The sequence below is a fragment of the Janthinobacterium sp. 78 genome, assembly GCF_003096775.1.
In the GTDB taxonomy this organism is placed as follows: domain Bacteria; phylum Pseudomonadota; class Gammaproteobacteria; order Burkholderiales; family Burkholderiaceae_D; genus Janthinobacterium; species Janthinobacterium tructae.
The window spans coordinates 5,600,886-5,619,821 of record NZ_QENT01000001.1; the positions used below are offsets into that span (position 1 = coordinate 5,600,886).

Here is an 18,936-nt window from a genome sequence, read left to right on the forward strand (position 1 = left end):
CCCGCGCGTCGGCATCGCGGCATCGGTCATTTGTGGTGAATCCTTGCCTGCGGCCCCTCCGGGTGGAGCGGGCCGGCGATGATCGCGCTGCATCACGAAGGATGCGGTTGATCTTGCTGTAAGCGGCTTATCATACGCGCAGTGGTGCAGTGCGGCAAGAAATGATGGCGTGCAAACCCCAACAGCGAGGACTGGGGTCGGACCCTGAGGGTCCGACCCCGGCATCTGCCGTTGGGTTTAAAACGACCTATGCATCAATCAATGCAAAACTCCGCTCAATTTCACTGCTATCGAGCGGACGCACGAGGCGCGCCACTTCCTGGCCATCTTTCAAAAAGATCAGGGTCGGCCACAGCTTGACCCGGAAGTGGCGCCCCAGCGCACGGCCGGGGCCGTCTTCGACGCGCAGGTGCGGCACCGCGGGGTGCTGCGCAAACGCGGCGGCCAGCGGCGCCTGGGTGGCGCGGCAGTGGCCGCACCAGCCCGTGCCGAATTCCAGCAGGGCCGGCCCCGCCAGGGCGTCGATCTCGGCGCACGTGGGTTGTGCTACAGAATACGTGTCGTTCATCATGCCAGTCTCCTTGACAGCTTAGACCACTTTCACGCGCAAAGTGCCCAGGCCATCGATGGCCCCCAGCAGTTCGTCGCCGCGCTGCACGGCCGCCACGCCGGCCGGCGTGCCCGTGTAGATCAGGTCGCCGGGCTGCAAGGTGAAATAGGTCGACAGGTCGGCGATGGTTTCGGCCACGTTCCAGATCAGCATGTCGACGCTGCTGCTTTGACGTAGTTCACCGTTCACGTGCAGGGTGATGGCAGCATGGCTGACGTCGCCCGCCAGCGCGGTCGGGGTGATGGGGCCGATGGGCGCCGAGTGCTCGAACGCCTTGCCCGTCTCCCACGGACGGCCCTGCTTTTTCGCCGCGCCCTGCACATCGCGGCGCGTCATGTCCAGGCCCAACGCATACCCCCAGACATGGCTCAGCGCATCGGCCACGCCGATGTCGCTGCCGCCCTTGCCGATGGCCACCACCAGTTCCATCTCGTGCTGGAAATCCTGCGTTTGCGCCGGATACGGCAACTCGCCCGTCGTGCCGGCTGGCACGGGCAGCACGGCGTCGTTTGGTTTCATGAAGAAAAACGGCGCCTCGCGGCCCGTGTGTCCCATTTCCTTGGCGTGCTCGACATAGTTGCGGCCCACGCAATAGATACGGTGCACCGGAAACGTGTCAACGCTGCCGGTGACGGGAACGCTGGGCTGGATGGCTGCGGGAATGACATACGACATGAAGACTCCTGATCGGCACGACAAAAAGGCGGTGATGAAAAAGGGACACCGCAGTGTCCCCCATTTTACGGTAACTTTATTTCAGCAGGGTCAGACGCGTTCCAGCACCAGCGCAATGCCCTGCCCCACGCCGATGCACATGGTACACAGCGCATAACGCCCGCCCGTGCGGTGCAGCTGGTTGACAGCCGTCATGGCCAGGCGCGCACCCGAGGCGCCCAGCGGATGGCCGAGGGCGATGGCGCCGCCGTTCGGGTTGACGCGCGCATCGTCGTCGGGTAAGCCCAGCTGGCGCAGCACGGCCAGGCCTTGCGCGGCAAACGCTTCGTTCAGTTCGATGACGTCGAAGTCGGCCAGGCTCAAACCCGTCATGGCCAGCACTTTCAGGGTGGCGGGCGCAGGGCCGATGCCCATGATGCGCGGCGCCACGCCGGCCGTCGCCATGGCCACGACGCGCGCGCGCGGCGTCAGGCCAAAACGGGCCGCGTTCGCCTCGTCGGCCAGCAGCAGCGCCGCCGCGCCATCGTTGACGCCGGATGCGTTGCCGGCCGTGATCGTGCCATCGGCGCGCACGACGGGTTTCAATTTGGCCAGGGTGTCCAGCGTGGTGGCGCGCGGATGCTCGTCGCGGGAAACGATAATGGGATCGCCCTTCTTTTGGGCGATGCTGACAGGACAGATTTCACTGTCGGACACGCCTGCCTGCTGCGCTGCCAGCGCCTTGACCTGGCTGGCCAGGGCGAACGCATCCTGGTCCGCGCGGCTGATGCCAAAATCGCTGGCCACGTTTTCCGCCGTTTCCGGCATCGAATCGACGCCGTACTGCGCCTTCATCAAGGGGTTGATGAAGCGCCAGCCGATGGTCGTGTCTTCCATTTTCATGCCGCGCGCAAAGGCGCTGTCCGCCTTGCCCATGACGAATGGCGCGCGGCTCATGCTTTCCACGCCGCCGGCAATCATCAATCCCGCTTCGCCGCTCTTGATGAAGCGCGCGGCGCTGCCAATGGCATCCAGGCCCGAGCCGCACAGGCGGTTCAGGGTGGCGCCCGGCACGCTGTCGGGCAAGCCGGCCAGCAAGGCGGCCATGCGCGCCACGTTGCGGTTGTCTTCGCCCGCCTGGTTGGCGCAGCCGTACAGCACGTCGGTAACAAAAGTCCAGTCCACATTTGGATTGCGCGCCATCAAGGCACGGATGGGCACGGCGCCCAGGTCGTCGGCGCGCACGCCGGACAGGCTGCCGCCGTAGCGGCCAAAGGGCGTACGCTGCGCGTCGCAAATGTATGCGTGGGTCATGTTCTTTCCTCCAAGAAAGTTGTTTGATGTTGAATTAGCGGGCATCCGTCAGCGGTACGGCCGTCAACGCTTGCAGTTGCGCAAAACTCAAGCCATCGGCCAGTTCGACCACCGTGGCGCCGTTTGGCCCCAGGTCGAGCACGGCCAGGTCGCTGTAGATGCGGCTGACGCAGGCGATGCCGGTCAGCGGATAGGTGCACGCCTGCACCAGCTTGCTTTCACCCGTCTTGGTCAGCAATTCCATCATGACCCAGGTTTTTTTCGCGCCGATGGCCAGGTCCATGGCCCCGCCCACGGCGGGAATGGCGTCCGGAGCGCCCGTGTGCCAGTTGGCCAGGTCGCCCGTGGCAGAGACTTGAAACGCCCCCAGCACGCAGATGTCCAGGTGGCCGCCGCGCATCATGGCAAAGCTGTCGGCATGGTGAAAATAGCTGCCGCCGGGCAGCAATGTGACGGGCTGCTTGCCTGCATTGATCAGGTCGTAGTCTTCCTCGCCCGGCACCGGCGCGGGGCCCATGCCGATCACGCCGTTTTCGCTATGCAGGATGATGTCGGCGCCGGCCGGCAAGTGGTTCGCCACCAGGGTCGGCAAGCCGATACCCAGGTTCACGACACTGCCTTCATGGATGTCGGCCGCCACCTTGGCCGCCATTTGATCTCGATTCCATTTATTCACTTGATACTCCTCAGGCAGCTTTGAAGCCGGCGGGGCCGGTGGCCGTGCGCGGCACTTGCACGATGCGCTGCACGAACAGGCCCGGCGTGATGACGTGTTCGGGGTCGATGCTGCCCAAGTCAAGCACCTCGTGCACGGAAGCAATGCTGACTGTCGCGGCCATGGCCATGATCGGGCCGAAGTTGCGCGCCGTCTTGCGGTAGGTCAGGTTACCCCAGCGGTCGCCCTGCTCCGCCTTGATCAGCGCGAAATCGGCGTGGATCGGGGACTCGAACACATACATGCGGCCATCGATCTCGCGTGTTTCCTTGCCCTTGGCCAAGTCCGTGCCATAGCCCGTGGGCGTGAAAAAGCCGCCGATGCCGGCGCCGGCGGCGCGGATGCGCTCGGCCAGATTGCCCTGCGGCACCAATTCCAGCTCCAGCTTGCCCGCGCGGTACAGCGCGTCGAAGACGTGGGAATCGGCCTGGCGCGGAAACGAGCAGATGATCTTGCGCACCTGCCCGTTTTTCAGCAGGGCGGCCAGGCCCGTGTCGCCATTGCCCGCATTGTTGTTGACGATGACGAGGTCGCGCGCGCCCTGGGCGATCAAGCCGTCGATCAGCTCGGCCGGCTGGCCCGCGCCGCCGAAGCCGCCAATCATGACGGTGGCGCCATCGTGGATATCGGCCAGCGCATCAAGCACGCTGGAACGCAGTTTGTCGATCATTGCTGTCTCCTCCAAATCAAACCTACAATTCATTTGTTCGTATAACGAACAAATATTCGCATTTAGAACTTATTCGTGAGAATATGCCTGATCGGCGCGCTTGTCAATTTGCCGTTTTCACCACCTCCATGGCTATAATTGCCACCTTGCCCCATTGGAATTGCCATGACCGACCGCCGCAGCACGCCCCTTTCCGCCGAAGCAAGCCTGGATACCGACGGCGCCCCCCGTCCCGGCGACAGCTATGTGCAATCGTTCGCGCGGGGCCTGGCCGTGCTGCGCAGCTTTGGCGCGCAGGCGCCGCAGCAGACCCTGAGCGAAGTGGCGGAGCGGGCGCAGCTGACGCGCGCGGGCGCGCGGCGCATCCTGCACACCTTGCTGCATCTCGGTTATGTGGAAGCGGATGGACGGCTGTTCCGCCTGACGCCCAAGGTGCTCGACCTCGGCTACGCCTATCTGTCGTCCTTGCCCGTGTGGACGCAGGCGCAGCCGCTGCTGGAAGAATTGATGCAGACCTTGCGCCAGTCGTGCTCGGCCACCGTGCTCGACGGCGACGACATCGTGTATGTCGTGCGCCTGTCAGCGCACCGCACCATGTCGATCAACCTGGGCATCGGCAGCCGCCTGCCCGCCTACTGCACCTCGATGGGACGTGTCTTGCTGTCGGGCCTGGCGCCCGAGGTGCTGCGCGAACGGCTGTCGACAATGGCGCTGCTGAAAGTCACGCCGGCGACCAAGGTCGATATCGAGATCTTGATGGAAGAGATTGCGCAAGTGCGGCGCCAGGGCTGGTGCCTGGTGCAGGAAGAGCTGGAACAGGGCTTGATCGCCCTGGCCGCCCCCGTGTTCGACCGGGCCGGCAAGGTGGTGGCGGCGATCAATGTCAGCGGCCAGACGGCGGGGCCATCCGTGGCGCATTTGCTGGAACACAGCTTGCCGAAACTGCTCGATACGGCAAGCCGGGTCAGCGCCCTGGTGCGGGTGCAGCAGTAGGCTTATTTCTTGAACCTTATTTCTTGAACTTGGCGCACGGGTCCGGGCGCGGCTGCGCCGGCATCGTTTGCGTCAGGTCGAACGTCCCCTTGTAGCCGCTGCCGCCCTGCTCCAGGTAGCCGATGCTGCGCAGGTTCAGTTGCGGGTCAGCCAGCTTCAGCCAGCGGGGCACGCCGATATCCTTGCGCACATGGTCATTGCCGGCGATCAGCACCACGTCGCGCGGCGCCTGGTCACGGATCAGCTTGGCCATCCAGATATCGCGCGCCACCTGGGCGTTGACGACGCCCTTGATCATCATCTCAGGCAGCATATTGCAGCGGGCCGCCTGCACTTCCTTCTGTTGCCCTTCCAGAATATCGGCCGGCACGGGCGCGGCCAGGTAGGTGGCCACCATGGCGGGCGGCATCGACCACTGGATGCCGTCGCGCACGATGCGCGAGGCATCGGCCGGCGACAGATTGCCGGCGACCAGGGACAATTGATAGCTGATGACGAGGTCCAGCACGGGCCGGTACAAGCTCCAGTCCCAGCGCGGCTGTTCCATCACGCGGATGATGCAATCGGGGTCGGCGCAATCGCGCGCGGCGCGCGTCAGCAAGGCCTGGTTTTCGCGGTCGAATTGTTCCATGACAATCACGGGACGCCAGCCGGCCGCCAGGCGGCGCTGCAACTCGGCGACGCGCAAGCGCTGGCCTTGTGCATTGTCATGCACTTCCCCCAGCAGCAACACTTGCGGATTGGGCAAGGTGTCGGCCGCGGGTGCGGGAGCGGGCGGGGCTTCCTTCTTCAGCAAGCTGCCGCAGGCGGCCAATGCCAGCACGCTGCACAGCAGGGCGGCGCGCGCGCCGACGCGGAAAATCACGGTTGTCATGTAAGCGGTATCCAAAGTGGCGATGCGCCAGATTGTACCGTCTCAGGCCGGCGCGGACAGCTTGCGGCGCTCCAGCACTTCAAACAGAAGCATGCCGGCCAGCATCGCACCGACAAACAGCCAGGCCTTCGGCTGGCCCGCCAGCAGGGAGACGAGGGCGGGACCGGGACAGAAACCGGCGATGCCCCAGCCTGCGCCAAAGGCCAGGCTGCCCAGCAGCAAGCGCCGGTCGATGCGCCGCGACGCCGGCAATTGCATGGGTTCGCCCAACAGCGCCGTGCTGCGCCGTCCTGCCAGCCAGAAGGCGGGCATGGCCACGGCGATGGCGCCGCCCATCACCAGCGCCAGGGACGGATCCCAGGCGCCGGCCAGGTCGAGGAACCCGAGCACCTTGGCCGGGTTGCTCATGCCGGAGACGATCAGGCCCAGGCCAAAGACGAGGCCGCTCAACAGGGAAAGGAGTAGTTTACTCATAGGTGGCGCAACAGATAGACGGTGAGGAAACCGGCCGCCATGAAGACACAAGTGGCCGCCAGCGAACGCGGTGACAGGCGCGACAGGCCGCACACGCCGTGGCCGCTGGTGCAGCCGGCGCCATAGCGCACGCCCACGCCCACCAGCAAGCCCGCCACGATCAGGGCCAACGTGCCCGCCTCGATCTGCACGGGCGGCAAGACTTGCCACAACTGCCACAGCAGGGGCGTGCCGATCAGGCCGGCAAGAAAGGCGATGCGCCAGCCCAGGTCGCCCTGGCGCGGGCGCAGCAAGCCGCCGAGGATGCCGCTGATGCCGGCGATGCGCCCATTGAACAGGATCAATAGCGCAGCCGCCAGGCCGATCAGCATGCCGCCCGCCAGCGAGGCCCACGGTGTGAAGTGCTGCCAAGCAATAGTCATGGTCGGCCTCAGTCCGCTTCGTCGTTGAACGGCAGACGCGGCGCACAGAACTGCGCGTACAGCACTTGCAGCACGGCCAGCACGGGCGCGCTGGCGACGCGATAATAAATCTGCTTGCCATCGCGCCGCGTGGCCACCAGCATCTCTTCGCGCAGCACGCCCAGTTGCTGCGACAGGGTCGGCTGGCCGATGCCCACTTTTTGTTCGAGGTCGCTGACGCAATGTTCGCCCTGCGATAGCTGGCACAGCAGCATCAAACGGTCGGCATTGCCCATGGCCTTGAGCAGCGAGCTGGCCTTATAGGCCGAGCCACGCATGGCGTCGAGGTTGTACTCGGCGTGTTGTGCTGTAACTGTCTCCATCTTGCCCTCCCACAGGCGGTCATATTCATCATCATGCGATAAACAATATACTAATCAATATATTGTTTTCCTGCTGGCGATTCGTACAAAAAAACAACAGTATTTTTCAGTGATAGCGTGCTCATGCCAAGTGTGCGGCAGCGATAGCCATCATGCTATCAAAATGATAAATATTCGTAATTTAAAGCAAATATTCGTAGCAAAATTGCCACGACTTGTGCTGTAATAAGACCTCATCAGAAAAATTGTGATACGCCCCCGTACAGGCGCATTTTCCGTCCAGGCGCAGGCCGGTTTCGGCCACGCCGCACGGTGAACCAGGGAGTCAACGATGAAGATCTTTCAGCCGCTATGCGTGGCCGTGCTGGCACTGTCGGCGTATGCCGGCAATGTGGCCGCCAGCGCGCCTGCCGTGAGCGACGACAGTCTCGCTTTCAACAACATGACGGACTATCCCACCTGGAAAACGCCAGACTTGCCATATGCACGCCTGCTGACGCAGCACTCGACGCTCAATGCGACCCCGCGCTGGCTCAACGCCGGTGCGCGCCAAAGCGCACTGGCGCCCCCCACCACCGCCGCCACGCCTGCCGTACAACAGCCGAACGTGCCGCCGCCCGTACCCGAAGCGAGCATGGTCTCGATGTTGTTGGTGGGACTGGGTTTGCTGGCCTTGAGCATGCACGGTGAAAAACAGGAAAAATTCGATGGCTGACTTTACTTCGGCGGCGGATGCCCTTGCATTAAAAAAATTCCGCCTTGCGCGGAATTTTTTTACTTGTCCAGCAAGCGGCACACCCTTTCGATATTGCCCACCGGAATACCCGACTTCAGGGCGCGCGCGATGCAGCCCGCCTTGTCAGGGCCCGAGGCGGACATGAGCACGAAGGCCGTGCCCAGGGCGCTGACGGCGAGCAGCAGGATCAGCACGCCCTTGACGATATCCCAGTTCATGGCGTCTCGATGGCCGGCATCAGTGCTCCTTGGCTGAGGTGGCTACCGCCTCGGGCCCGTTCAGCAGCGCATGTAATTTTTGCATGGTGGCCCAGTTGCGCGAGGTGACGCCATCGCCCAGCAGCACGCCCAGCGCCGCCACCACCTTGCTGGCCAGCACGCCATCGGGACACCAGGCATACGCTGCCCATTGCCCCAGCGCCAGCGCTTCCGGCTGCCACGGCCGCTGCAAGAGCGGCGCCAGGCGCTGCACGTCGGCCGGATTGTTCAGCACCAAGGTCAGCAGACGGGCCGCATCGGCCGCCGGCGCCAGGGTGTTTTGTTCGATCAGTTCGGCAAACTGGCCAGCCGACAGCACCGTCACCCGGGCCGCGACGCCCAGTTTCAGCACCAGCGCTTCCTCGATGCGGGCAGCGGCCTCGGCCGGCGCCACCGCGCCCCCCTCATACACGACGTTGCCGCTGTTGAGTACTGTGCGTACCTGCGCAAAACCCAGGTCGCCCAGCAGCTTGCGCAGGTCGGCCATGGCCACGCGCTTGGCGCGGCCCACATTGATCCCGCGCAAAAGCGCCACTTGCTGACTGTTTTCTGGCTGTGCCATGTCTGTTCTCCTTGCCTATGCCGGGCTGCTGGTGCTGTCCGGCAACGGCGTCACCGTGGGCAGGCGCAGCAGGAATGTTGCGCCCTGTCCCAGCGTGCTGCTGACCGTGATGGTGCCGCCAAACTGCTTGGCAATCAAGTTGAACACGATATTCAAGCCCAGGCCCGTGCCGCCCTGCCCCCGCCGCGTGGTGACAAACGGGTCAAACACGCGGTCAAGCATGTCGGGCGCGATGCCGCGGCCGTTATCGCGCACCTGCATGGCGATCCACTCGCCGTCGCGGCGCACGCCGATATGGATGTTGCCGGCCGTGTCCGCATCGAAGGCATGCTCGACACAGTTCAAGACCAGGTTGGTCAGCACCTGCGCCAGCGCACCCGGATAGCTGTCGAGCATGATGTCAGGCGGGCAATCGATTTCGATGCGGATGCGCGTCTTTTTCAGGGTCGGCTGCAGGCTCGAGATCACTTCCCCGATATAGTCGCGCAATTCGAACAAGCGGCGCGCCTCGCTGACCTGGTCGACGGCGATCTGCTTGAAGCTGTGGATCAGGTGCGCGGCGCGATACGCGTTGTTCATGATCAGCCGCGCGCTCTCGCCGGCCGTTTCCAGGTAGCGCACGATATCGGTTTTCTTCACGCTGCCGCCGGCCACCGCTGCGCTGATGTGATCGGTGGCTTCCTTCAGCACCGAGGCACTGGTCAGCGCAATGCCGACCGGCGTATTGATTTCATGCGCCACGCCGGCGACCAGGCTGCCCAGCGAAGCCAGGCGCTCCGACTGCAGCAACGATTCCTGCGCGCGGCGCAGCTCGTCCATCGCCTGCGCCGTCTCCTGCTGCGAACGACGCGCCATGTCTTCCGCCTCGCGGCTGCCCTCGATGATGGACTTGAGCTTGCGCTGCACGGCATTGAATCCGCGGATCACGTCGCCCAGTTCGTCGCGCCGGTTTTCCGGCAATTCTTCGACCTCGTCGCTGCCGCGCGTGGCCAGGTCGATCAAGCCGTCGCGCAACTGTTTCAAGGGATCGAAGACGATGCGCAGGCTCAGCGCCAGGGCACCCACCAGGATGATGTCAAGCAGCAATACTTCCAGCACCTTGCGCCACACTTCGCCGCGCAGGGCCGCATCGATCTGCGCGCGGCTGAAATTGACGATGACCTTGCCGACGATCACCGGCTTGCCGCCCGAGGCCAGGGCCACGGCGTCGCGGAACACCAGCGGCGCCTCGACGGGCGTGCCACCCATGGCCACGTCGGAGGTCAAAGGTACCAGGGTGCCGGCCGCGTCGCGCACTTCACCGGCGAACAGGCCCACGGAAGCGTCGTAGACGCGGATGCCGACCAGCTCCGGCGGCAGCATTTCGGCCGCGACAATGCTGTCGACTTTGGATTTGTCGAGATCCCACAGGGCCGAAGGCAAGCTGGTCTGCAAGCGCGTGAGCACGCCGCTGCGCAGGCGCGCGCTGCCCGATTCAAGTTCCTGGCTCAGTGTATATTGGGTATAGCTGCCAGAAATGCCCAGCACCAGGGTGACGATCACGACAAAAAGCAGGGTCAGCCGGACTTGGATACTCACCATCGATCAACACTCCCCGGGCCAGGCCAGCCGCCGGCCCGCGGCGCGGGCGCAGATACGTCAGCAATGCAACTGCCTGTATCAAATGTACGGTATGACATGCTGATTGGCAAGATTTACAGCGCCTCCGTTTTCGACAGGGGCGTTGATACAGGTTGAGACATTGCGTCATGGCAATGGTAATATCCCGCAATCATCTAAGGAGTCGTCATGGCGGTCATACATCAACATCTCCCCCTGGAACAAGTGCGTCCTGGCATGGTCTTGTCGGATGTCTTGCTCGACGCGCATGGACAAGTGCTGTTGCCGCAAGGCGCGGTACTGACGGAAAACATGCTGTCCCTGATGCCGCGCCACGGCATCGCCATGCTGCCGATCCAGGCGCCGCCCCCTTCGCCAGAGGAAGTGGCCGCGCAGCAGGCGGCCGATAGAGCGCGGCTGGCCTACCTGTTCCGCAAGCATGATCCAGACGATCCCGAGGACACCGCCACGACCTTGCTGCGCAACTATGTCACGCAATACCGCCTGGGCACGGGAGAGCCAGCATGAGCACCCAGCTGACGCTCGACGATATCGTCGCCCACCTCGATGACCTGCCTTCCTTGCCTGCCGTCGTCATGGAGCTGCTCAACAGCATAGACCAGGAAGACGTCGATATTTCCGTGCTGGCGAAAAAAGTCTCCTACGACCAGGCGCTGACGGCGAAAACCCTGCGCCTGGCCAACTCCTCGCAATATGGCTTGCAGGTCAAGGCCACCACCATCCAGCAGGCGATCACCTACCTGGGTTTCCAGACCACGCGCAGCCTGATCACCTCGGCCGCCATCACGGGTTGCTTCCCGGAAGGGCGCTGCCCCGGCTTCGACGACAAGGCCTTCTGGCGCCATTCGGTAGCGACGGCCGGCTGCGCCAAGGTGCTGGCGCGGCAGATCCGCTTCAACCAGGATTACGCCTTCACGGCCGGCTTGCTGCATAACATCGGTCGCCTGGTGCTGGTCAGCAGCTTTCCCGCACACTACGCGCAAGTCATCGTGTACCAGGCGGCGCACGATTGCAGCCTGCTCGAAGCGGAGCGGGCCGTGCTGGGCGTGGACCATGTGCAGGCGGGCGTGGCACTGGCCGAACACTGGAATTTTTCCGACACCATGCGCCTGGCGCTGGCCAACTACCTGCAGCCGGAAACGCCGGGCGCAGGTTTCCTGGCAGCGCTGATCCACGTGGCCAATGCGATTGTGTGCGCGCTGGACCTGGCGCAGGCGGGCGACGACATGGTGCCGCGCGTCTCGTCGGTGGCCTGGGATGCGCTGGGCCTGAGCGAAGAGACGTATCTGCAACTGTTCCGCGAAACGGAGCTGCGCTACGACGAAATTACCTCGGCACTGCTGAGCTAAACGCCGCGCCACATGCCAACGGCTCTCGCCGCGAAGCGAAAGCCGTTATGGGTACTGCGGTGTCTCCATGCTGCCCGGTCCACACCAGCCTGTTGCCGCCAGCAGTGACGCAAGCGGCACAGTCAGCGTGCAACCGCCACATCAGTGCGCGTAATTCGATTCTTGCGCATCGCCGCGGTCTTCCGCTTTTGGACGGCCCTGGGCGTCGGACAGACGATATTTGGTGCGGCGGTCGCCCATCAAATCGCGCAGGTCACGGATGCTCATGCCCGTCACTTCGTGCATGCGGATCAGCAGCGAGGCGCCGACCGGCAAGCGGTGATGGCGGATCTTGCTGATGACGGGTGGCGCCACTTCGAGCAAGCGCGACAGGGCTGCGTCGTTTTTCAGCTGCATCTTGCTCAGCAGAATATCCAGCAGGTGATTCGGGTTGTAACTCTCTTGCGATGCTAATGCATGATGTGCCATGATTTTTCCTCGTCTAGTGAATGTTCAAAGAATGCCGATACGAACTTAAGGCTGGCTTAGAGTGTTTAAATAAACGTCTTTCCATCGGACTCAGCCTCCCCTCCGCCTTCCCTCCTTGTCGCACTGCCTGCACAGGACTCGCACAGCCAACGTGCGCAGCTTGCCGCGTGAGTAAATGCACTGCAACCCACTGAAATGAATTGCATATAAGGCAATATACTAGTCCAAACAGGCGGCATCTGCGCCTCGCGCAAACTTCCTGATTGTTAAATATCAATCAAGCTGCTAGTTGGCTTGCCAACGATGCTATTTCAACACATTAGGATGCCAGCGGCCGCACACAAGGCTTTGCAGCAACTTGTTACAAATCAATGGTGTCGCACGGCAATAAATGCTTTACGGCATCGCCGTGCCGGGCGCCGTATTCACGCTGCAATCTTGTCGGCATGCTCAGCACAACATGGCCCGTCCCGGCGATTTACGCTAAACTATGGCCTGAACTTGCAGCGAGCCTGCCAGCGGGCAGCCAGAGGCGCCCGGCCGGTGATCCAGCGCCTCCCGCCCCGAGCGGCGCACGGCGCAAGCTCCCTGCCCGGCTTACTTGCCGCCACACTTATTTGTCCCACTTGTTTGCCGCCACATTTACCGATAAGCATCCGACTCCATGCAGAAAAAAGTATTCATTAAAACCTTCGGCTGCCAGATGAACGAGTACGACTCGGACAAGATGGCCGACGTACTGGGCGCTTCCGACGGCCTGGTGCGCACCGACACGCCGGAAGATGCCGATGTGATCCTGCTCAACACGTGCTCCGTGCGCGAAAAGGCACAGGAAAAAGTGTTTTCCGACCTGGGCCGTCTGCGCGAGCTGAAACTGGCCAAACCGCACCTCTTGATCGGCGTGGGCGGCTGCGTGGCCTCGCAGGAAGGCGACGCCATCGTCAAGCGCGCGCCGTATGTCGACATGGTCTTCGGCCCGCAAACCCTGCACCGCCTGCCGCAAATGATCGAGTTGCGCCGCTCCAGCGGCGCTTCGCAGGTCGACATCAGCTTCCCGGAAATCGAAAAGTTCGACCACATGCCGCCGGCCAAGGTGGACGGCGCGTCGGCGTTTGTTTCCATCATGGAAGGCTGCAGCAAATATTGCAGCTATTGCGTCGTGCCCTACACGCGCGGCGAGGAAGTGTCGCGCCGCTTCGAAGACGTGCTGACGGAAGTGGCGGGCCTGGCCGCCCAGGGCGTCAAGGAAATCACCCTGCTGGGACAGAACGTGAACGCCTACCGTGGCGCGATGGAAGGCGGAGACATTGCCGACTTCGCCTTGCTGCTCGAATACGTGGCCGACATTCCCGGCATCGCGCGCATGCGCTTCGTCACCAGCCACCCGAAGGAATTCACGCAGCGCCTGATCGATGCCTATGCGAAGATCCCGCAGCTGGTCGACCATCTGTACCTGCCGGCGCAGCACGGTTCCGACAAGATCCTCGGGGCCATGAAACGCGGCTACACGGGCCTCGAATACAAGTCCATCATCCGCCGCATCCGCGCCGTGCGCCCGAACATGGCCATTTCGTCCGACTTCATCGTCGGCTTCCCCGGCGAGACGCAGGCCGACTTCGACGCCATGATGAAACTGATCGCCGACGTGGGCTTTGACAACAGCTACAGCTTCATCTTCAGCAAGCGCCCCGGTACGCCGGCCGCCAGCCTGGCAGACGATACGCCGCATGAAGTGAAGCTGGCCCGTTTGCAGCAGCTGCAGGCGGCCATCGACGCCAACACGCGCAAGTACAGCCTGGCCATGGTGGGCAGCGTGCAAACCATCCTCGTCGAAGGCCGTTCGAAGAAGGACACCGATGACAGTGAACTGCAAGGCCGCACGGAAAACAACCGCGTCGTCAATTTCGACGCCGGCCCGGACGGCTTGCAACTGATCGGCCAGCTGGTCGACGTGCGCATTACCGAAAGCCACTCCTACACCCTGCGCGGCGAACTCGTCGCCGGCGCTTCCGCATTGAAAAGAGCCAGTTGAAAACCAAAGCCCCGATACAGCCGCATTACTTCATCCCCGAGCCGCTGGACAACACGCGCCTGGCGCACCTGTGCGGGCCGCTCGATGAAAACCTGCGCCAGATTTCCGCCGCCCTCGACGTGACGATCTTCCGCCGCGGCGAGAAATTCATCGTCGGCGGCAGCAATGCCGAACGGGCCGTGGAAATCCTCGACCAGTTCTACGCCATCGCCAACAAGGTCGTGCCGCTGGAAGAAGTGCAGCTGGCCCTGGTGGAGCAGCGCGCGGGACTGTCCGCCGCTTCGGAACACCACGTCAACGCGCCTGCCAGCACCTTCGTCGAGCCGGACATCGCCAGCCCCGTGCTGAAAACGCGGCGCAGCGACCTGCGCGGGCGCACGCCGCACCAGATCGCCTACCTGCGCGACATCCTCGAACACGACATCAGCTTCGGCGTGGGTCCGGCCGGCACCGGCAAAACCTATCTGGCCGTCGCCTGCGCCGTCGACGCGCTCGAACGCGACGCCGTCAAGCGCATCATCCTGACGCGCCCCGCCGTCGAAGCGGGCGAGCGCCTGGGCTTTTTGCCGGGCGACCTGGCGCAAAAGGTCGATCCGTATCTGCGGCCCCTGTACGACGCGCTGTACGATTTGCTGGGTTTTGACCGCACACAAAAGCTGTTTGAAAAACAGGTGATCGAGATCGCCCCGCTGGCCTACATGCGCGGACGCACCCTGAACCACGCCTTCGTCATCCTCGATGAAGCGCAGAACACCACCGTCGAACAGATGAAGATGTTTTTGACGCGCATCGGCTTTGGCAGCAAGGCCGTGGTGACGGGCGACGTGACGCAAGTCGACCTGCACAAGAGCCAGACAAGCGGCCTGATCGACGCCGTGCACGTACTGAAAGACGTGCGCGGCATCGGCTTCACACAATTTAACAGCAGCGACGTGGTGCGCCACCCGCTCGTCGCGCGCATCGTCGATGCGTATGAAACGGCGCAAGCGGCCGGCGCCAGCGCCGCCCAGTTACTTCCTTTATTGACACCAGCTGCCGCCAAAAATGTCCGAAAAAAATAAACTGTCCTTGTCCGTGCAATACCCGGACGCCCGCCTGGAAACCCTGATCACGCGGCCCAAAGTGCGCCGCTGGGTCAAAGCGGCCCTGTTCGCGCCCGCCGAATTGACCATCCGCTTCGTCGACGCGGAAGAAGGCCGTACCTTGAACCGCGACTACCGCGAAAAAGATTACGCCACCAATGTGCTGACGTTTGCCTACAACGAAGGCGAAGAGTTAAGCGACGACGAGCCGACGCGCGCCGACATCATCCTGTGCACGGACGTGCTGGAAAAGGAAGCGGCGGAGCAAAAGAAAAGCGTGGAAGAGCACACGGCCCATCTGATCGTGCACGGCGTGCTGCATGCGCAGGGCTACGACCACATGGATGACGAGGAAGCGGCCGAGATGGAGGGCCTGGAAACGGAGATCCTGGCCAAGCTGGGGATAGCCGATCCCTACACCGACCAGAAATAAGCCGCGCAAGCCTGGGCCGATCCGGTAGGTCGGGGTAGGTCGGGTTAGCCCGCAGGGCGTAACCCGACAACATCCAACAACGTCACCGGAGTCGTAGGTCGGGTTAGGCGATACGCCGTAACCCGACAGCCACAATAGCGCCATCAACCACACACGCAACAAGGACACACTATGGGCACTTGGGCCACCGACGCCTTCGGCAACGACTACGCCATGGATTGGGCGCAGGATCTGCACGAATACAAAACCCTGGAACTGGTCGAGACGACGCTCGACAACGTCATCGACAGCCAGGAGGCGGAACTCGAAGCGCCGTTCGCCGCCGAAGCGCTGGCCGCGCTGGAAGTGATCGCGCGCCTGCAAGGCAAGCCGGGAGAAAACGACCCGGCCACGGCGGAAGTGGACGAATGGGTGGCCGCCTGCAAGAAGAAAGTCACGCCGCCGCTGCTGGAAAAAGCACGCCTGGCGTTCGAGCGCATCATGGCCGAGTCGTCGGAACTGCGCCAGCTGTGGCAGGACAGCGAGCATTTTACGGACTGGCAGGCGGACGTGGCGGCCCTGCGCGCCCGTGTGCTGGGCCAGGACGCCTGAAACATCGGGCAACGGCGCACTTCAACGTATTAAATTTGCATCAAAAGCGGGGAAATCCGGTATTCCCCCACTTTTGGTGTATCCTATATCCCTTCGCAACAACGGCTCACGCCTCCTATGCCCGAGCACCCTAGTGGCGTCAGAACTGACGTCAAGCCCCACCGGTCACTGTTTGAACGCCTGACCGCACTCATCTCCCCCGAGCCAGAGAACCGTGCAGAATTGCTCGATGTTCTACACGATGCGCATGAACGCAAGCTGATCGACGCCGACGCCCTGTCGATGATCGAAGGCGTGTTTCAGGTATCGGATCTCTGTGCGCGCGACATCATGATTCCCCGTTCGCAAATGGATGTCATCGACATCAGCAAGCCGATCGAGGAATGGATGCCGGAAGTCCTGTCCACCGCCCACTCGCGCTTCCCCGCGATCGAAGGCGAGCGCGACAAGGTCATCGGCATCCTGCTGGCGAAAGACTTGCTGCGTTATTACGCAGAAGAGACTTTCGACGTGCGCGACATGCTGCGCCCCGCCATCTTCATCCCCGAATCGAAACGCCTGAATGTGCTGCTGCGCGATTTCCGCGCCAACCACAATCACATGGCCATCGTCGTCGATGAATACAGCGGCGTCGCCGGCCTGATCACCATCGAAGACGTGCTGGAACAGATCGTCGGCGACATCGAGGACGAATACGACTTCGACGAAGCCGAGGACAACATCCTCTCGCTCAAGGAAGGCCAGTTCGGCCCCCGCTGGCGCGTCAAGGCACTGACCGAGATCGAACAGTTCAACGAAGAAGTGGGCAGCCACCTGGTGGACGACGACGTCGACACCATCGGCGGCCTGGTCTCGAAGTACCTGGGCCGCATGGCGCACAAGGGCGACATCTTCGACCTGGGCAATCTGCGCTTCGAGGTGCTGCGCGCCGATGCGCGCCAGGTGCACGTGCTGCTCGTCGAGCGCCTGCCCAACGTGCCGGAACTGGAACTCTGACATGCGCGTGCTGTAAATGCGTTTCAGACGCGCTGACCCCAACGCCCCCGCCAAACCGCCCCGCAGCACGTGGGCGCGCATGCTGACTGCCGCCATCGCCGGCGCCGTCGCGGTGCTGGCGTTCGCCCCGTTCGGCTACTGGCCATTGCAAATCCTCAGCCTGGGCGTGCTGTTCTACCAGGTGCTGCGCGCATCGAACGTCAAGGCCGGCGCGCTGATCGGCTGGGCCTATGGCTTCGGCTGGTGCGCGGCCGGCACGCACTGGCTGTATATCTCGATGCACCGCTATGGCGACATGGCCGCACCGATCGCCGCCATCGCCGTGGCCCTACTGGCCCTCTTGATGGCCATTTACGTGGCCCTGGCCATGGGCGCGGCCGCCTGGCTGCGCCAGCGCTGGGTGCTCTCGCTGCCCGCCATGACCTTGCTGGTATTGCCCGCCACCTGGACCTTGTTCGAATGGACGCGCGGCTGGCTGTTTACGGGTTTCCCGTGGCTGGCCACGGGCTACGCCCACAATGCCAGCCCGCTGGGCGGCTTTGCCGCTATCGTCGGATCGTACGGTCTGGGCTGGCTGGCGGCGCTGTCGGCCGGCGCCCTGCTGCTGCTAGTCCATCCCCTGCGCCGCACGCGCTGGAGCGCGCTGGGCGGCGTCATCGCTCTGTACGCGGCCGGCGTTGGCTTGCAATACGTGAACTGGACCCATCCGGTCGGACGCGCGATCACGGTGCGCCTGTTGCAGGGCAATGTGCCGCAACAGCAGAAATTCGACCCCGGCTTCGTGCTGGGCGCCCTGCAGATGTACCAGAATGCCATCACCAGCGCGCCGGCCGACCTGATCGCCACGCCGGAAACGGCCGTCACGGTGCTGCCGCACCAGCTGCCGCCCGGCTATCTGGATAGCCTGGCGACGTATTCGCAGCAGACGGGCAGCACGATTTTGCTCGGCATGCCCGTGCTCGACGAACAGCAGCGCTTCTACAATGCGGCTGTGGGGATCACGCCCACCGGCACGCCGGGACCGTACTACCAGTACCGCAAGCACCATCTGGTGCCGTTCGGCGAATTCGTGCCGCCCGGCCTGCACTGGTTTGTCGCCATGATGGCCATCCCGCTGGGCGACATGGGCCGCGGCGCGGAAGTGCAAGCGCCTTTGCCCGTGCGCGACCAGCTTGTGCTGCCCAATATCTGCTACGAAGACCTGTTTGGCGAAGAAATCGCGGGACAGCTGGCCAGCGCCCACCGCAACGGCAAGCAGTCGGCCTCGGTGCTGTTGAATATCTCGAACCTGGCCTGGTTTGGCGACTCGATCGCCATCCCCCAGCATCTGCAGATTTCGCAGATGCGCAGCCTGGAAACGGGCCGCCCGATGCTGCGCTCGACGAATACGGGCGCCACCGCCGTCATCGACGGCAAGGGCGTGGTGCAAAGCCTGCTGCCGCCGGAACAGCAAGCCACCCTGGCGGCCAAGGTGCAAGGCATGGGCGGCATGACGCCATACATTCTGTATGGCAATAAACTGGTGCTGGCCCTGGCCGCGCTGGCCTTGCTGACGGCATTCCTGCTGTCGCGCGCCGCGCGCCGTGGCCGCGCCACGCAGCAATAAGCGGCCGATATTGCCCGAAGAGTCACAGTGGGCCCGTAAAAACCGCTAAAATTAGCAAAATCCCGGCCCGAACGCGCTTGTTAGCAGCGTGCGGGCTTCAAGCAAACCTTAACAAA

At 63.3% G+C, this 18,936-nt stretch carries 23 protein-coding genes; 10 read left to right on the forward strand and 13 right to left on the reverse strand.

Annotated features, from left to right (window positions below; genetic code table 11):
- Nucleotides 1-247 precede the first annotated feature (247 nt).
- From C8C92_RS24595 to C8C92_RS24615, 5 genes are all read right to left on the reverse strand, one after another.
- A complete protein-coding gene (locus tag C8C92_RS24595; RefSeq protein WP_116745505.1) occupies nucleotides 248-571 on the reverse strand; it encodes a thioredoxin family protein in 324 nt (107 codons plus the stop codon).
- Between the two features lie 18 nt (nucleotides 572-589).
- On the reverse strand, nucleotides 590-1,285 hold the full coding sequence (locus C8C92_RS24600; RefSeq protein WP_116745506.1) for a fumarylacetoacetate hydrolase family protein: 696 nt from the start codon (nucleotides 1,283-1,285) through the stop codon (nucleotides 590-592).
- 90 nt (nucleotides 1,286-1,375) lie between these two features.
- Nucleotides 1,376-2,578 carry a 3-oxoadipyl-CoA thiolase gene (gene pcaF / locus C8C92_RS24605; protein ID WP_116745507.1) on the reverse strand — a complete coding sequence of 401 codons (1,203 nt, stop codon included), beginning with the start codon at nucleotides 2,576-2,578 and terminating at the stop codon, nucleotides 1,376-1,378.
- A gap of 34 nt (nucleotides 2,579-2,612) precedes the next feature.
- On the reverse strand, nucleotides 2,613-3,254 hold the full coding sequence (locus C8C92_RS24610; RefSeq protein WP_279340949.1) for a 3-oxoacid CoA-transferase subunit B: 642 nt from the start codon (nucleotides 3,252-3,254) through the stop codon (nucleotides 2,613-2,615).
- A 10-nt stretch (nucleotides 3,255-3,264) separates the two neighbouring features.
- Nucleotides 3,265-3,963, reverse strand: coding sequence for a 3-oxoacid CoA-transferase subunit A (locus C8C92_RS24615; RefSeq protein ID WP_099762204.1), 699 nt, complete (start codon nucleotides 3,961-3,963; stop codon nucleotides 3,265-3,267).
- 165 nt (nucleotides 3,964-4,128) lie between these two features.
- On the opposite strand from C8C92_RS24615, the gene C8C92_RS24620 reads away from it, so the two are divergent.
- Nucleotides 4,129-4,956, forward strand: a complete 828-nt coding sequence (locus C8C92_RS24620; protein ID WP_116745509.1) for an IclR family transcriptional regulator C-terminal domain-containing protein — start codon at nucleotides 4,129-4,131, stop codon at nucleotides 4,954-4,956.
- A 16-nt stretch (nucleotides 4,957-4,972) separates the two neighbouring features.
- On the opposite strand, the gene C8C92_RS24625 is transcribed toward C8C92_RS24620, so the two are convergent.
- From C8C92_RS24625 to C8C92_RS24640, 4 genes are read right to left on the reverse strand one after another with little or no spacing between them, the layout of a single operon-like run.
- Nucleotides 4,973-5,830: a ChaN family lipoprotein gene (locus tag C8C92_RS24625; RefSeq protein WP_116745510.1), complete on the reverse strand. Its 858-nt coding sequence runs from the start codon at nucleotides 5,828-5,830 to the stop codon at nucleotides 4,973-4,975.
- Nucleotides 5,831-5,872: 42 nt separating this feature from the next.
- Entirely contained in the window at nucleotides 5,873-6,304 is a 432-nt protein-coding gene (locus C8C92_RS24630; RefSeq protein ID WP_116745511.1) for a DUF6691 family protein, read from the reverse strand.
- The gene (locus C8C92_RS24635) at nucleotides 6,301-6,726 is read right to left on the reverse strand and encodes a YeeE/YedE family protein (protein ID WP_116745512.1); all 426 of its coding nucleotides are present in this window, start codon (nucleotides 6,724-6,726) and stop codon (nucleotides 6,301-6,303) included. The genes C8C92_RS24630 and C8C92_RS24635 overlap by 4 nt, the downstream gene beginning before the upstream one ends.
- A gap of 8 nt (nucleotides 6,727-6,734) precedes the next feature.
- Nucleotides 6,735-7,088: a metalloregulator ArsR/SmtB family transcription factor gene (locus C8C92_RS24640; RefSeq protein ID WP_116745513.1), complete on the reverse strand. Its 354-nt coding sequence runs from the start codon at nucleotides 7,086-7,088 to the stop codon at nucleotides 6,735-6,737.
- Between the two features lie 331 nt (nucleotides 7,089-7,419).
- Here C8C92_RS24640 and C8C92_RS24645 point away from each other — a divergent pair, with 331 nt between their 5' ends.
- On the forward strand, nucleotides 7,420-7,803 hold the full coding sequence (locus C8C92_RS24645) for a hypothetical protein (RefSeq protein WP_116745514.1): 384 nt from the start codon (nucleotides 7,420-7,422) through the stop codon (nucleotides 7,801-7,803).
- A gap of 59 nt (nucleotides 7,804-7,862) precedes the next feature.
- On the opposite strand, the gene C8C92_RS24650 is transcribed toward C8C92_RS24645, so the two are convergent.
- From C8C92_RS24650 to C8C92_RS24660, 3 genes are read right to left on the reverse strand one after another with little or no spacing between them, the layout of a single operon-like run.
- Entirely contained in the window at nucleotides 7,863-8,042 is a 180-nt protein-coding gene (locus C8C92_RS24650) for a hypothetical protein (protein ID WP_099762197.1), read from the reverse strand.
- Nucleotides 8,043-8,061: 19 nt separating this feature from the next.
- Nucleotides 8,062-8,643 (reverse strand): DUF1697 domain-containing protein, encoded by a 582-nt coding sequence (locus tag C8C92_RS24655; RefSeq protein ID WP_099762196.1) that lies wholly within the window; start codon nucleotides 8,641-8,643, stop codon nucleotides 8,062-8,064.
- Nucleotides 8,644-8,658: 15 nt separating this feature from the next.
- Nucleotides 8,659-10,224, reverse strand: coding sequence for a HAMP domain-containing sensor histidine kinase (locus tag C8C92_RS24660; RefSeq protein WP_099762195.1), 1,566 nt, complete (start codon nucleotides 10,222-10,224; stop codon nucleotides 8,659-8,661).
- 207 nt (nucleotides 10,225-10,431) lie between these two features.
- Between C8C92_RS24660 and C8C92_RS24665 the strand changes: the two genes are divergently transcribed.
- Together C8C92_RS24665 and C8C92_RS24670 are read left to right on the forward strand one after the other, a co-directional pair.
- Nucleotides 10,432-10,770, forward strand: coding sequence for a hypothetical protein (locus C8C92_RS24665; protein ID WP_243420349.1), 339 nt, complete (start codon nucleotides 10,432-10,434; stop codon nucleotides 10,768-10,770).
- Nucleotides 10,767-11,612: an HDOD domain-containing protein gene (locus C8C92_RS24670; RefSeq protein WP_116745516.1), complete on the forward strand. Its 846-nt coding sequence runs from the start codon at nucleotides 10,767-10,769 to the stop codon at nucleotides 11,610-11,612. The genes C8C92_RS24665 and C8C92_RS24670 overlap by 4 nt, the downstream gene beginning before the upstream one ends.
- A 141-nt stretch (nucleotides 11,613-11,753) precedes the next feature.
- Here the strand turns inward: C8C92_RS24670 and C8C92_RS24675 are convergent, their stop codons facing one another.
- The gene (locus tag C8C92_RS24675; protein WP_034746769.1) at nucleotides 11,754-12,080 is read right to left on the reverse strand and encodes a hypothetical protein; all 327 of its coding nucleotides are present in this window, start codon (nucleotides 12,078-12,080) and stop codon (nucleotides 11,754-11,756) included.
- A gap of 664 nt (nucleotides 12,081-12,744) precedes the next feature.
- Here C8C92_RS24675 and miaB point away from each other — a divergent pair.
- The 6 genes from miaB to lnt all read left to right on the forward strand — a co-directional run bounded on the left by miaB (nucleotide 12,745) and on the right by lnt (nucleotide 18,820).
- Nucleotides 12,745-14,112: a tRNA (N6-isopentenyl adenosine(37)-C2)-methylthiotransferase MiaB gene (gene miaB / locus C8C92_RS24680; protein ID WP_116745517.1), complete on the forward strand. Its 1,368-nt coding sequence runs from the start codon at nucleotides 12,745-12,747 to the stop codon at nucleotides 14,110-14,112.
- Nucleotides 14,109-15,173, forward strand: a complete 1,065-nt coding sequence (locus tag C8C92_RS24685) for a PhoH family protein (protein WP_096237787.1) — start codon at nucleotides 14,109-14,111, stop codon at nucleotides 15,171-15,173. Before miaB ends, C8C92_RS24685 begins: the two co-directional genes overlap by 4 nt.
- The gene (ybeY, locus tag C8C92_RS24690; protein WP_116745518.1) at nucleotides 15,157-15,627 is read left to right on the forward strand and encodes an rRNA maturation RNase YbeY; all 471 of its coding nucleotides are present in this window, start codon (nucleotides 15,157-15,159) and stop codon (nucleotides 15,625-15,627) included. Before C8C92_RS24685 ends, ybeY begins: the two co-directional genes overlap by 17 nt.
- 171 nt (nucleotides 15,628-15,798) lie before the next feature.
- Nucleotides 15,799-16,218, forward strand: coding sequence for a DUF4259 domain-containing protein (locus tag C8C92_RS24695; RefSeq protein ID WP_116745519.1), 420 nt, complete (start codon nucleotides 15,799-15,801; stop codon nucleotides 16,216-16,218).
- A 117-nt stretch (nucleotides 16,219-16,335) separates the two neighbouring features.
- Nucleotides 16,336-17,214 carry a transporter associated domain-containing protein gene (locus C8C92_RS24700; RefSeq protein WP_071075558.1) on the forward strand — a complete coding sequence of 293 codons (879 nt, stop codon included), beginning with the start codon at nucleotides 16,336-16,338 and terminating at the stop codon, nucleotides 17,212-17,214.
- A gap of 79 nt (nucleotides 17,215-17,293) precedes the next feature.
- Entirely contained in the window at nucleotides 17,294-18,820 is a 1,527-nt protein-coding gene (gene lnt, locus C8C92_RS24705; RefSeq protein ID WP_116746114.1) for an apolipoprotein N-acyltransferase, read from the forward strand.
- The last annotated feature ends 116 nt before the right edge of the window (nucleotides 18,821-18,936 follow it).

Coding starts and splice junctions, on each gene's coding strand:
- C8C92_RS24595 (WP_116745505.1), bottom strand. CDS start 571: ATGATGAACGACACGTATTCTGTAGCACAACCCACGTGCGCCGAGATC.
- C8C92_RS24600 (WP_116745506.1), bottom strand. CDS start 1,285: ATGTCGTATGTCATTCCCGCAGCCATCCAGCCCAGCGTTCCCGTCACC.
- pcaF (WP_116745507.1), bottom strand. CDS start 2,578: ATGACCCACGCATACATTTGCGACGCGCAGCGTACGCCCTTTGGCCGC.
- C8C92_RS24615 (WP_099762204.1), bottom strand. CDS start 3,963: ATGATCGACAAACTGCGTTCCAGCGTGCTTGATGCGCTGGCCGATATC.
- C8C92_RS24620 (WP_116745509.1), top strand. CDS start 4,129: ATGACCGACCGCCGCAGCACGCCCCTTTCCGCCGAAGCAAGCCTGGAT.
- C8C92_RS24625 (WP_116745510.1), bottom strand. CDS start 5,830: ATGACAACCGTGATTTTCCGCGTCGGCGCGCGCGCCGCCCTGCTGTGC.
- C8C92_RS24630 (WP_116745511.1), bottom strand. CDS start 6,304: ATGAGTAAACTACTCCTTTCCCTGTTGAGCGGCCTCGTCTTTGGCCTG.
- C8C92_RS24635 (WP_116745512.1), bottom strand. CDS start 6,726: ATGACTATTGCTTGGCAGCACTTCACACCGTGGGCCTCGCTGGCGGGC.
- C8C92_RS24640 (WP_116745513.1), bottom strand. CDS start 7,088: ATGGAGACAGTTACAGCACAACACGCCGAGTACAACCTCGACGCCATG.
- C8C92_RS24645 (WP_116745514.1), top strand. CDS start 7,420: ATGAAGATCTTTCAGCCGCTATGCGTGGCCGTGCTGGCACTGTCGGCG.
- C8C92_RS24650 (WP_099762197.1), bottom strand. CDS start 8,042: ATGAACTGGGATATCGTCAAGGGCGTGCTGATCCTGCTGCTCGCCGTC.
- C8C92_RS24655 (WP_099762196.1), bottom strand. CDS start 8,643: ATGGCACAGCCAGAAAACAGTCAGCAAGTGGCGCTTTTGCGCGGGATC.
- C8C92_RS24660 (WP_099762195.1), bottom strand. CDS start 10,224: ATGGTGAGTATCCAAGTCCGGCTGACCCTGCTTTTTGTCGTGATCGTC.
- C8C92_RS24665 (WP_243420349.1), top strand. CDS start 10,432: ATGGCGGTCATACATCAACATCTCCCCCTGGAACAAGTGCGTCCTGGC.
- C8C92_RS24670 (WP_116745516.1), top strand. CDS start 10,767: ATGAGCACCCAGCTGACGCTCGACGATATCGTCGCCCACCTCGATGAC.
- C8C92_RS24675 (WP_034746769.1), bottom strand. CDS start 12,080: ATGGCACATCATGCATTAGCATCGCAAGAGAGTTACAACCCGAATCAC.
- miaB (WP_116745517.1), top strand. CDS start 12,745: ATGCAGAAAAAAGTATTCATTAAAACCTTCGGCTGCCAGATGAACGAG.
- ybeY (WP_116745518.1), top strand. CDS start 15,157: ATGTCCGAAAAAAATAAACTGTCCTTGTCCGTGCAATACCCGGACGCC.
- C8C92_RS24695 (WP_116745519.1), top strand. CDS start 15,799: ATGGGCACTTGGGCCACCGACGCCTTCGGCAACGACTACGCCATGGAT.
- C8C92_RS24700 (WP_071075558.1), top strand. CDS start 16,336: ATGCCCGAGCACCCTAGTGGCGTCAGAACTGACGTCAAGCCCCACCGG.
- lnt (WP_116746114.1), top strand. CDS start 17,294: ATGCTGACTGCCGCCATCGCCGGCGCCGTCGCGGTGCTGGCGTTCGCC.